Origin of the sequence: Streptococcus sp. 27098_8_73 (assembly GCF_041432495.1) — a bacterium.
Lineage (GTDB): Bacteria > Bacillota > Bacilli > Lactobacillales > Streptococcaceae > Streptococcus.
Genome location: NZ_JAPVZT010000011.1, coordinates 50,935 through 63,926, shown reverse-complemented (window position 1 = coordinate 63,926; position 12,992 = coordinate 50,935). Strand labels below are relative to the sequence as shown.

9 protein-coding genes are annotated in these 12,992 nt (G+C 41.5%); 1 reads left to right on the top strand and 8 read right to left on the bottom strand.

Annotation, left to right across the window (positions count from 1 at the left end):
* Nucleotides 1-27 precede the first annotated feature (27 nt).
* Complete coding sequence (gene treP / locus O3651_RS08245) at nt 28-1,995, bottom strand: PTS system trehalose-specific EIIBC component (protein WP_371610167.1); 1,968 nt, start codon at nt 1,993-1,995, stop codon at nt 28-30.
* A gap of 186 nt (nt 1,996-2,181) precedes the next feature.
* Between treP and treR the strand changes: the two genes are divergently transcribed.
* A complete protein-coding gene (gene treR / locus O3651_RS08240; RefSeq protein WP_371610166.1) occupies nt 2,182-2,895 on the top strand; it encodes a trehalose operon repressor in 714 nt (237 codons plus the stop codon).
* 354 nt (nt 2,896-3,249) lie between these two features.
* On the opposite strand, the gene O3651_RS08235 is transcribed toward treR, so the two are convergent.
* From O3651_RS08235 to O3651_RS08205, 7 genes are all read right to left on the bottom strand, one after another.
* On the bottom strand, nt 3,250-4,590 hold the full coding sequence (locus tag O3651_RS08235; RefSeq protein WP_371610165.1) for a hemolysin family protein: 1,341 nt from the start codon (nt 4,588-4,590) through the stop codon (nt 3,250-3,252).
* A gap of 90 nt (nt 4,591-4,680) precedes the next feature.
* Nucleotides 4,681-6,327 carry a phosphoenolpyruvate carboxykinase (ATP) gene (locus tag O3651_RS08230; protein WP_005590793.1) on the bottom strand — a complete coding sequence of 549 codons (1,647 nt, stop codon included), beginning with the start codon at nt 6,325-6,327 and terminating at the stop codon, nt 4,681-4,683.
* 387 nt (nt 6,328-6,714) lie between these two features.
* Nucleotides 6,715-7,839 carry an AI-2E family transporter gene (locus tag O3651_RS08225; protein ID WP_371610164.1) on the bottom strand — a complete coding sequence of 375 codons (1,125 nt, stop codon included), beginning with the start codon at nt 7,837-7,839 and terminating at the stop codon, nt 6,715-6,717.
* Nucleotides 7,840-8,112: 273 nt separating this feature from the next.
* Complete coding sequence (locus O3651_RS08220; RefSeq protein WP_005590795.1) at nt 8,113-8,415, bottom strand: DUF1827 family protein; 303 nt, start codon at nt 8,413-8,415, stop codon at nt 8,113-8,115.
* 99 nt (nt 8,416-8,514) lie between these two features.
* Nucleotides 8,515-8,967 carry an NUDIX domain-containing protein gene (locus O3651_RS08215; protein WP_371610163.1) on the bottom strand — a complete coding sequence of 151 codons (453 nt, stop codon included), beginning with the start codon at nt 8,965-8,967 and terminating at the stop codon, nt 8,515-8,517.
* Nucleotides 8,968-9,160: 193 nt separating this feature from the next.
* Complete coding sequence (gene ileS, locus O3651_RS08210) at nt 9,161-11,953, bottom strand: isoleucine--tRNA ligase (protein ID WP_371610162.1); 2,793 nt, start codon at nt 11,951-11,953, stop codon at nt 9,161-9,163.
* A gap of 252 nt (nt 11,954-12,205) precedes the next feature.
* The gene (locus tag O3651_RS08205) at nt 12,206-12,991 is read right to left on the bottom strand and encodes a DivIVA domain-containing protein (RefSeq protein ID WP_371610161.1); all 786 of its coding nucleotides are present in this window, start codon (nt 12,989-12,991) and stop codon (nt 12,206-12,208) included.
* Nucleotide 12,992: the final 1 nt, after the last annotated feature.

The window sequence follows — 12,992 nt, the reverse complement described above, 5'->3', positions numbered from 1 at the left end:
AGCCGCCATCCCATGAGTTAACTATTCCTAGATGCGTTTTGCTGTCATCAACTTATCGCCGCGTTTGACATGGCTAGGATATTCTCCACTCATATCTGCTACGAAAGCATCCTGATTGGTGATAATGACAGGTGTTTCTGTCACGAGACCTGCAGCCTTGATAATATCCATATCAAAAATAATCAGTTTTTGTCCAATAGCCACATGATCGCCTTGCTCAATATGGGCTTCAAAGCCCTTGCCGTCTAGACCGACCGTATCCATACCGATATGCATAAGCATTTCCACACCCTCGTCCGATACGATGCCGACGGCATGTTTGGTTGGAAAGAGAACAGTCACCGTACCATTCACAGGTGACACCAACTCACCTTCACTTGGCTCAATCACTAAACCTTGTCCCATCACACCTGATGAAAATACTGGATCTGTTGCCTGACTGAGTTCTTTTACTTGACCCGCAAGAGGACTAACGATTTCTACTGGTGCGACAATCTTTGTTTCCTGATGGGCGAATTCTGCTTCTTCTTGAGCTGCAAATTCTGCTTGTAATTCTGTATCGTCTTCCGTTTTTGTGAAAAATCCTGCTTTGCGGAAGAAAAAGGTCAAAGCCATTGGTACAACGATTGCGACAAGCATCACTCCTGCAAATGGAAGCATATATTTTGCTTGGATAGAAAGAATACCCGGTAAGCCACCAATCCCGATAGCATTGGCTGTGATATTAAAGGTTACAGAGAGCAGACCAGCAATAGATGAACCAATCATTCCCGCAACAAATGGATAGATATATTTGACATTGACCCCGAAAAGGGCTGGTTCCGTAACACCAAGGTAAGCCGAAATAGTAGCCGGCAAGGAAATTTGTGCTTCCCGTTCATCATGACGATTCATAAGGTAATAAGCAAAAACAGCTGAGCCTTGAGCGATATTTGACAGAGCAATCATTGGCCAAAGACCAGTACCACCAGCATCCGCTACCAACTGAGTATCAATCGCATTGGTCATATGGTGAAGACCTGTGATAACAAACGGAGCATAAAGGGCACCAAAGACAGCACCAAAGAGCCATTTAACAGGACCAGTCAAACCTGCAAGTACGACTGTTGAAAGTCCCTGACCAATTACCCAACCGATAGGACCCAAGACTGTGTGAGCCAAGATCAAGGCTGGAATCAATGATAAGAAAGGCACAAAAATCATATATACCACTTCTGGAATATGTTTCCGCCAGAAGATTTCTAGATAAGACAAGGAAAGTCCTGCCAGCAAAGCTGGAATAACCTGCGCTTGGTAACCGATACGATTAACAGTGAAGAAACCGAAATCCCAAACCCAGTCCTTAGCAATTTCCGCTGCTGGTGTGGATGCCACGGCGTAAGCATTGAGCAACTGCGGTGACACCAAGCAGATACCTAATACAATCCCTAGAATCTGGCTAGTCCCCATCTTACGAGAAACAGACCAAGTAATTCCTACTGGTAAGAATTGGAAAATCGCTTCACCTGGAAGCCACAAGAAATGGTTGATCCCAGCCCAAAATTGAGACACTTCTGTGATGGTTTTCCCATCCAACATAGACCAATGCACGCCTTCAAGAACATTCCGAAATCCGAGGATCAATCCACCGACAATCAAGGCCGGAATGATTGGAGTGAAGATTTCAGCTAGAGTCGTCATGACCCGCTGAATTGGATTTTGATTGCTCTTAGCTGCTGATTTAGCTGCTGATTTGGAAACACCCTCGATACCTGATATAGCTGTGAAATCATTATAAAAAATCGGTACATCATTTCCAATGATGACTTGGAACTGCCCAGCATTGGTAAAGGTTCCTTTTACGACCGGAATGGCCTCAATGGCCTTAACATTAGCTTTCTTTTCATCACCAAGTACGAAACGCATCCGAGTCGCACAGTGAGTGACCGCTGTAACATTCTCTTTGCCGCCAATCGCCTTCAGCAAATCCTTAGCTTCCTTTTCAAATTTTCCCATTTGACTTGTGGCTGGAAATCATCCAGCACTCTCCTTATATTTTTGATGTCGCTAGTTTCTTAACTAGCTTACAAACTCAATTGTAATCGATAACAATCCTGTATGCAACTTGTTTGTTGTAAAAATAGAAGATTTCTGCTAAAATTTTGATAGTTGTATGGTGAAAAGAATACAAGAGAGGGATTTATGAAGAAATACAAACAATTATTCAAACAACTTGAAAGAGATATTCTAGGCGAAAAATACCAGCTTGGTGACTTTCTTCCTAGTGAACATCAGCTAATGGAAATCTACCAAGTCAGTCGGGATACGGTCCGCAAGGCTCTATCGCTCCTGCAAGAAGAGGGGCTGATCGAAAAAGTGCGGGGGCAGGGCTCCAAAGTCGTCAAACAGGAACAACTAGACTTCCCTGTTTCCAACTTAACCAGTTATCAAGAATTAGTGGCACAGCACCAGCTTCAGTCCAAGACCAATGTCATCAGCCTTGATAAAATCACTGTAGATAAAAAGCTCTCAAAAACAACCAGCTTTCCAGAGTACCGCTTGGTTTGGCGCATTGTCCGGCAGCGAGTGGTCGACAACATCGCTTCTGTCTTGGATATTGACTATCTAGATAAAAGCTTGGTGCCAGATCTGACCAGAGAAATCGGGGAGCATTCTATCTATGCCTACTTAGAAGAAACCTTAAAGCTTAACATTGCCTATGCCAGAAAAGAAATTACCATTGATCATGTTAGTGACCAAGACCAGATCCTTCTGGACATCGGCCGAGACCAGCATGTCGTTTCCATTAAATCTCAGGTCTATCTAGCTGATGGCCGCCAGTTTCAATACACGGAGAGTCGACACAAATTAGATAAATTTCACTTCGTGGATTTTGCTACACGGCAAAAAGAATGAAGGCTTGATTCAGCAAACATAAAAAATCTCCTCTGTCAGCTAAAATCTAGCGAGCAGAGGAGTTTTCCTGTTCTTTGGTTTGTTGTTTAGTTTTATACGTTTTTTATATTTAGGAGATGATATGAAAAATTTATGAAATGTTGATACGAGAATCTATTTCTTGCTTCTATTGCTAGTACTGGTTAGGCTGCTTCGTTTAACTTGGAGCAGATGAATGATTTCTGATATGTTACATTTACTTTATATGTCATTGGACTGTCCTCATTTCTTATTTGTTGAGACCAGTATAAGACTTTCAGCTTAAGCATTCCTTATAAAAATCTTGCGGAAAACTTAAAACAAAAGAAGCTGAATTTATTTTTCAGCTTCTTCATCTTCTTCAATCATTTCAGATATTTCCACTTTCACCTTAGTGACACGGCCATTTTTAACCTTGTCATTGGTCAAAATCATTTTTTTATTCTGGCTTTCCACTTCATAGCTGAGCCGTTCTGTTGGATTTGGAATGGTTCCAACACCAGTCAGATAATAACCAGCAATAGTATCCACATCATCACTATCGATTTCAACTTCAAAATATTCATTAAAGTCATTGAGGGTCATCGTTCCTAAAACAATGTAGGTATTCTCACCAATTTCATGAACTTCGATGGCAACCTTGTCTGTTTCGTCTTCGATTTCACCGACGATTTCTTCCAACAAGTCTTCAAGCGTCACAAGACCCGCCATACCACCATACTCATCCAGCAGAATCGCCATTTGATTTTGAGTATTCCGGAGAGATTTGAGCAAATCATCCACAAAAATCGTTTCAGGCACAAAAAGTGGCTCTTGCAGAATCTTGCGGAGATTGAGATTGTCGAATCCATTAGCGAAGGCTTCATTTAACAAGCGCTTGGTATGAATCAAGCCGATCACATTATCCTTATCGCCATCATAGACAGGAATTCGTGAGAAATTTTGCTTGAGGATACTTTCAATGATTTCCTTGGTATCATCCTGAATATCAACCATAAAGGCATCTGTCCGTGGCACCATGAGTTCACGCGCCACCATTTCATCCAGCGAGAAAATCCCCTGCAACATTTCGATTTCATCTGCATCCAGCGTCTCCTCACTATTGGTCAGCATGTACTCAATCTCATCTCGGGTCATTTTTTCATCTGCATCATCAAACTTCATCGGTGTCATCTGACTGAGAAGATTGGTAGAAGCTGAAAGCAACCAGACAAACGGACTGACAATTTTCCCGAGAAAGATAATCACTGGTGCAGTCCGAATAGCCAAACTATCCTTAAGATTCATAGCGATTCTCTTCGGATAAAGCTCCCCTAAAACAATAGAAATATAGGTAAGGAGGGCAAGAGCCAAGAAACTAGCAACTGCATGTGCCGTCTTGGAATCACCCATCCAAGAAGCAAAGATTTTCCCTAGATTATCCGCAAAGCTTGCCCCCGACAGGATATTAATGACGGTGATACCGACCTGAATCGTTGACAGAAAGTTATTAGGGCTTTCAAGAACTTTTAATAAACGAACATATTTGGCATCGCCTTCCTCGGCTTTTTGCTCGACGCGAGCTCGATTGAGCGACACCATCGCCATCTCAGAAGCTGAGAAAAAGGCATTTAGTAAGGTTAAAACAAATAGCAGTATTGCTTGCAATAAAATACTCTGACTGCCAGGGTCTTCCATGGATTCTTCTCCTAAAAATTATAATCAGCTTTGATTATAACATATTTTTGGGATTCGTGCACAAGGATTTATAGGAAAGCGTTTTGCAGATTAATCCTCTAAGTCCTGCAAGACTTTTTCTAGCCGGGAAATAGCTCCAACAGGCAGGGCTGTCTTGGGATATTTCTGATTAAAGGCCAATAGAAAGTTTAAACGAACCTGCATTCTTTCACGAATGAGCTGTCTGTATTTGTCGTCAAAGTTTGGAACAGCATAGCCCTTATAATCCAAGTATTCAAAACCTTCCAAAGGACCAAAAGGCTTAAATTGAGCCCTTCCCTCTACAATCTGCTCGATAATATCTAAAGATACTTCCTTTGATATACCCTTGCCCATATAAAAACCAGTATTGATAATGTAGCAAGCGACCCCTGACTCAAATAAACGACGGAATTTCCGATAATCTTCCACCAATGGATAGACTCGGAAAGGATTGGCATAAGGCTCAATAACCAGGTCTTCGTGCAAGCCAGTGACATTCTCGGCATTGGAGCGCTTGGTCATCAGGGTGCAGCCCATTGTGGAAGCCATCAGCGGATCATTGATCTTAACCAGAGGCGGCAGAGAGTCATCTTTCATAATCCAGAAGATAGCGTTGATGGGCTCATCAATTCTGTCTACTCGATTTGGAGTCGCAAAGCGCGATTTGACAGTCCGTCCATTCCCGTTACGGATGTCCTCTGTTACTAGCTTTTTCCGCCCATTTTCATCCAGCGTCACTCCACAGTTCTGCACGGTGACAAAGAAATCCTGCTCACTATGACCTGTAGGATAGTCATTGGTCTTGTCAAAGTAAGACGGTTCGAGGGCAATAGAGGAGCCATCCTTGACCGAGATAATGAAGGCATCGTCATGGAGAACCTTAATGTCATATTTATGGTCATGTTTAGCATGCGTCAATGTAGATTTTCCTGAGCCTGATAGCCCAAAGAAAGATGCAACATAGTCTTCTTTTTCCGTCTTCTGCTTGAAGATTTTCAGACCTCCGTGGCAGGCAACATAGCCATTTCTAGCAGCCGTTCCCCAAGCCAAAGTCAAGGTTGCCTTTTTCAGCTCCCCGAAATAATTTAAGCCCAGAATAACAGCGCAATTATGATTGGTATCAAAGTAAACCAAACCTTCTGGATAGTCTGGATGCTTCCATTTAGGGTCAAAAAAGACAAAGATATCATTTTCCTCGTACTTTTTAGAAGCTCGTAAGCGGTTCTTAAATTCCTCGTCCAAAATCTGGAAATTCAAGAGCCAAGAATAGAGATTATTGATTTCTTCCTGAGGCACCATCAGATGGGCGCAAACCATGAAGTCCTCATCCAGCCCTACGACTGCATCTGCCTTATAAAAGGTCCTCTGATGTGCCTGATAAACAGCACTACGAACCAGAAACAGCAAGTGCTCATCTTCCTGACGATCTCTGCCATAAATTCGTCTAGCCTTGGCAGTTCGGCCGACAACAGCCCCCGAGTTAGTTAATAAAACGCGGGCATAAGAAGGAAGTCCCAGCTCCTTAGTATGAATCACTGGCATGTCCAGCACAACCGTTCCAGCAGCTACCGAGGCCAGTTGATAGGCCTCTTCTACGGTCTTGATTGCCTGCACCTGATTCTCATAAAAGGCTGTCTCTACAATGGTCTTCAAGGGCGAAAAATAAGAAGAATCTTTTCTTATTTCTTGCGGAGAAAATTTACGACGTGTTACCATAACGATACCTCCTTTATGCTATTACTATTATTTTAGCATAAATATCCAATGATGAACCATGAAAAATGCAGTAAAAAAGAGTTTGGGACAAAAGTCCGAAATCAAATATAAAAAGCGAACAAAACTAGTTTTCTGGTAATCAGAATTCTGCTTTGTTCGCTTTTTGCATTTAATAATAGATTTGAAGGGCTTAATAATTAAGATTTTTAAAAATTAAATTCTCTTTGTTCCAGACTACTCAATTGTCTATGGATTGTCGAGTAAGACGCCGTGGTTGAGTGGGCTCTACTACGCTGATTTCATCAGCTTTTATAGCCCTACTCAACTGTGCGGAGGTGAGACGACGAAATAGAATTCTAACGAATTACCGATTTCTGTCTCACTCTCCTATTTTTTTATAATACCAAATTCTTCATTCTTCTTTTGTTGCTGAGCTTCCTTGTGATTGTCATAGAGGTTGGCGAGGAATTTCACAATTTCCTTGAGGATGGAGTAGGTCGGAATCGCTACAATCATGCCCATAATACCATAGATATTACTTGAAAGAAGCAAGAGAACCATAATCGTAATAGGGTGCACTTTCATAACACTCCCAACAATACGAGGATAGAGGATATTCCCATCAATCTGCTGGATAATCAACATATAGATTAAGGCTGCCAGCATTTTATTAGGGTCAGTAAAAAAGTAGGTAATCAGCATGGGAATCAAGCCGATACTAGGGCCCACATAAGGGATCAAGTTAGCCAAAGCTGAAAAAATAGCAAAGACCAAGGCATACTTGAGTCCAATAACACTGTAACCAATATAAGCTAAGGTCCCAATTAGCAAGGCGTCTATCGAAATTCCGCTGATATAACGGGCAACGGTCGCATTGAGATTGGTCAAGAGACTTGATATATTGAGCTTATCGCGCTTGAGAACGGTCCGCTCCAACATAGGCAAAAGCTTATGTCCATCCATCAGGAAGTAGACCAAAAAAATCGGCGTCATGATGAGAATCATGAGGGTATTGATGACAGCAGACACCACACTACCCAGACTATTGGTAACACTATTTAAAATATTTTGTAGAATATCTACATAGGACAGATTGAGTTGCTGAATAGTAGACTGAATATTTAAACTCTTAAATAAAGGATTTTTGGATAATTGATTGACAAAACTCTGAATTTCCCAATAGAGATTTTGCGTCGAATTAATCAAACTGGACAGCTGATTAATCAAAATCGGCAAGAGGTAGATTACTCCGATTGTCACTAGGCCAAAGAGTAGGAAAAGAGTGATTAAAATCCCGAAAATTCGATTGATTTTCAATTTTTTTTCGAGCAGTGTCACCAAAGGATTTGTGATATAGTAGAGAAATCCTCCCATAACAAAAGGAATTAAAATCGTATTGATAACGTTCACCACTGGCGTAATCATATCTCCCATCTGGCGCCAGATAAAAAAGATAATCGTCAGCAGCAAGACTTCACTGGTCCAAAACATTAACTTACTTTTATGAAACATCTTTACTCTCCTCCAAGTTATTTTACCATAATTTATCATAAAATAAAGGTGATTTCATAAAAGAAAGAATAAAAATGGAAACATTATTAAGTTCGAAGAACTTTGCTAGTCAGAAAAGATCACACAATTCAAAATCTAAATCAGACAAATAAAAAAACACCTGAAAGCAAGAGCTGAAAAGCGGAGGCTTTCAAGTGATTTTGCTATTACCTCCATCGGGAAGCAAAGAATACAATTGAGAATGTAAAACTGTTTAAACCCGTAAACAAGTCATTATCCTTTAATCGGGATCGAAATCTCAATCAAACTATTGGCATAGATCGTCCGAATGGCAGAGGCGTCAATATTCTTTTGGTCAATTTTTCGTTTCAAAAAGAATTCTCTAATTTTTTCAATTTCTTGCTCTCGTATCGCACGATGCTTATTTGAAATAAGAATTTCGTAATGGCTAGGGGCCTCTGTGAAAATAACATCACTATTGCCCGCAGAATAAACTTCTACAAGCGTTGCGTCTGTGCTTTCCAATTGATTTTTTACTAATTCTGCATGGGTATTCGTCGTATTTATAAGCTTCATTCATTTGCCTCCTACCTTAAATCGTCGCTATTATTATAACATGTTTTTCAGGAATTGTGAACGATTACCTGTAATTTATATTATTTTACATATAGCAGCTTAGTTATTCTGATATTTGCGCTTCCACTGCTCAATTCCCCATTTATGGCTGCCACGTTTCAATTTTTCTATTGCAAGTTCGACAGGAAACCATGCTAGATTATTAAAATCTTCCAGTGGCTTTTCTACTGCCTGATAAGAAAGGGCTTCGTAAATATAGGCAGGATTATAAAAATGCGTGTCCCGATGGCGAGAATAAAAATACTCGTCCGCTTGACCAAAGTAATCTCCTACTTGAATGCTAAAACCAAGCTCTTCCAGCAATTCCCGCTCGAGAGTAGCCAGCTGGTCCTCTCCTTCTTCCATTTGTCCTCCAGGAAGAAACCACGCACCATTAGGTGCCTGCACCAAAATGATATTTTCTTTCTCTTCATCCGGAATCACTGCGTAAACTCCATAGCGTGTCACATACTCGACATTTTCCTCATGAACTCCAAAAACTGGATGGGTCATTATCTTTCCTCATTCCTTCTAATCTCTACTACTATCATAAATAACTTATACTAGCCTGTCAAGAGTTTAAACTTATTTTTTCAGCTTTCACAAGGAAGCTGAAGTCCTTTGTTCTCAAGTAAAAAAGCCCGCCTCAGTTGAGACGGGACTTCTTCTACTAACCATCAGTCAAACCCAGTCATATTAGACTGGATTATTTTTCTTCAAATCCTTCTGCGACTGCGTCTGCAAAGTTTTCTTCTACGATGCTTGCACAGTGGTCACAGATAACTGCATGATAGCTACGGTCTGCAGTAGTTGGATCGATACGACGGCAACGGTCACATACTTCACCTGCAGCACGTTCAACTGTAAAGGCAACATCCTCAAAGCTAACTGCGTCTTCTGGGGCTGATCCTTCAGCAATGGTCAATTCTGACACGATCAAAAGTTGAGCTACATTGCTATCCACTGCTCCAAGGAGAGTTTTCACTACTTCATTTGGATAAACTGTCAAGTGTGCTTCAAGTGATTTACCGATCACTTTGGCATTACGGGCTTCTTCCAAGGCTTTTTGAGCTTGTCCACGGAAATCCATGAAGGCTGCCCATGTATCCAAGATTTCTTCTTGGTTAGCAAAGATTTCCGCTTCTGGTAGTTCTGACAATTGAACGAATTCTTCTGCTTCATGCTCTAGGTAAGACCAGATTTCCTCTGCTGTGTGTGGCAGGATTGGTGTTAAGAGTTTCGTGATTTTGACAAGAATGTCATAGAAGACAGTCTGCATTTGACGGCGCTCAAGTGATTTCGCACCTTCGATGTAGACAACGTCTTTAGCGAAGTCAAGATAGAAGGCTGACAAGTCAACGTTGATAAAGTTCACCAATGCCTTGTAGATTGTCAAGAATTCGAAGTTGGCATAAGCATCACGAATGGTCTTAACAAGCTGGTTAAAGCGAATGGTCATGTACTTGTCAACGGAACGAAGCTCATCGTAAGCGACTGCGTCCTGAGCTGGGTTAAAGTCAGAGGTATTGGCAATCAAGAAACGAAGGGTGTTACGGATCTTACGGTAAGTTTCAGAGACTTGACTCAAGATATCCATAGAGATACGCACGTCGTTGCTTGAGTCAACACTTGTTACCCAGAGACGCAAGATTTCTGCACCAAATTGTTTTTCAACATCGCTTGGAGCAATGGTATTTCCAAGAGATTTAGACATCTTCTCACCTTTACCGTCAAGGGCAAAACCTTGTGACAAGATTTGTTTGTAAGGCGCTACGCCATGGTTGGCAACAGATGTGATAAGAGATGAGTTGAACCAACCACGGTATTGATCAGAACCTTCTAGGTAAAGGTCTGCTGGGTATTTGAGTTCTGGGCGGTTTACTACAACTCCATTCCATGATGAACCTGAGTCAAACCATACGTCCATGATATCCGTTTCTTTCTTGAACTCGCCATTTGGTGAACCTGGATGCGTAAATCCTTCTGGCAAGAGGTCTTTAGCATCACGTTCCCACCAGACAATAGAGCCGTATTCTTCAAAGAGTTGAGCCACATGTTCGATGGTATCAGCTGTCATGATTGGTGTACCATCTTCAGCGTAGAAGATAGGAAGGGGAACTCCCCAGGCACGTTGACGAGAGATCACCCAGTCGCCACGGTCACGAATCATGTTGTAGAGACGTACTTTCCCCCATTCTGAGTGGAACTTCACTTTTTCAATTTCATCCAAGATTTCTTGGCGGAATTTAGATACAGAAGCAAACCACTGTGGCACTGCACGCCAGATGATTGGTTTTTTCGTACGCCAGTCAAATGGATATGAGTGAGAGATTTCTTCTTGCGCAAGGAGTAGATTGCCAAGTTTTTCGATAACAGTTGGTACCACCTTGTCGTAGAACTGACCTGCAAAGTCAGGACCAGCATTTTCCATCATGATCCCGCGTTCGTTTACAGTTACAGCAACTTCTAGTCCATTAGCAACACCAACATTGTAGTCATCCTCACCAAAACCAGGAGCTGTATGGACAATACCTGTACCAGAGTCAGTCGTAACGTGGTCACCAAGGATCACCAACTCATCTACAGCTGTATCCCATGGGTGGACTGTCACAATGTGGTTCAATTCTTGACCACGGTAGGTCGCCAAGACTTGCACATCAGCCCAACCAAATTTCTCAGACAAACTATTCAACAACTCTGCAGCAACCACAAACTTACGAGCTTCACCAGCAGGTTGGACCAAAACGTAATCAATATCTGCTCCAACTGTCAATCCACGAGAAGCTGTGATGGTAAATGGCGTGGTTGTCCATACAACAATATAGGTGTCTGTATCTAGAACACCTTTCCCATCTTTAACTGGATTGGCATAATAAAGGGAAGTTGAAAGCAAGTCATGGTATTCAATTTCCGCTTCAGCAAGGGCTGACTCAGAAGACCATGACCAGTAAACTGGCTTGGCACCACGATAGATATAGCCTTTCTTAGCCATTTCACCGAAGACACGGATTTGAGCTGCTTCATAGTCTGGAGTCAAGGTCACATAAGGGTTTTCCCAGTCACCAGAGACACCCAAACGTTTAAAGTCTTCTCGTTGTTTATCTACTTGGGAAAGAGCGTACTCGCGGCAAAGTTTTAAGTACTCAACCAAGTCCATTTCTTTGCGTTTAACACCTTGTTTAGCCAAGACTTGCTCGATTGGGAGACCATGAGTATCCCAACCTGGGATGTAAGGCGCGTAAAATCCTGACATCGATTTTGAACGAACAATAATATCTTTAGAAATCTTGTTCATAGCGTGTCCAACGTGGATATTTCCGTTTGCATATGGAGGTCCATCATGCAAGGTGAAATGCGGTTTTCCTTGGTTCAATTCTTGACGACGTTGGTAAAGTTTTGCTTCTTCCCATTCTTTTTGCCAGATTGGCTCTTTATTTGGCAAGCCAGCACGCATTGGAAATGCAGTTTTCCCAAGATTCAGGGTTTCTTTGAGTTTCATTTAGTCTCCTTATTCCATCATAATTTTCAAAATAAAAAACCACAAACTTCTCCGAAAGGACGAAAATTCGTGGTACCACCTTTGTTTAGACAGGAAAAAGCCTGTCCCTCTTAGCCCGTAACGTAGGCGGACGTCGTTTCTTACTCGATTCAGAAACGATGAAGCAGAATGATAAGCCAAACAAAAGGGATTACAGGTCTTTCACCACCACCTGCTCGCTAAAAATATTTTGCTTGCCTTGTGTTTCTGCACTTATAAAAGATCCACTTGAACTTTAGAATCTTCATCCAAATCTGAAAGTTCTCCAGATTCTAAAATTTCTTTCTGTTGTGCTTGGATCAACTCTTCATCTATGGTCTGAAGCGTCTGTGTTTCTGCCAATTCTCGATTTGCTTGCTCAATTCGTTCTTGCAATTCAGCTAATTCCTCAGGTGAGAATTGACGAGTAACATCTACTTCTTCCTCAAGCTCTATTTTTTCACCAAGCGCTTCTTCAACCACTACTTTAAAGGCTTCATCACTGGTTTGGAGATAGGTAGCAGTCGGACGAAGAATGTCTTCCCAATCTGGAGAGTCAACAATACTTAGTTGACTTTCAATTGTCGATTTGAGACGCTGATGGAAGACACGCGTTTTATTTTTCAATTCTTCTGTCTCAACAGCTACTCTTTTGGCGTTATCTGTAGCCTGACGAAGAATATCATTTGCCTTATACTTGGCCCTATCTAATAAACGTTGCGCATCTTGCTCTGCTTGCTGCACAATATTTCCTGAACGTTCTTGTGCTGCCTGTTTGACCCGCTCTGCTGTATCTTGTGCAATCAAAACAGATTGGCTGAGCGAGTCTTTCATTTCATCAAAATAAATTAGACGCTCTTCAAGATTACGGATTTTTGCTTCTTTCTCACGATTCTCACGGATTAATTCCTCATAATCATTGACAATGATATCAAGAAATTCTTCAACTTCATCGATATCGTACCCTCTAAATCTGGTCGAAAAAGCTTTATCTCTAATATCTAATGATGTTAGTGCCATA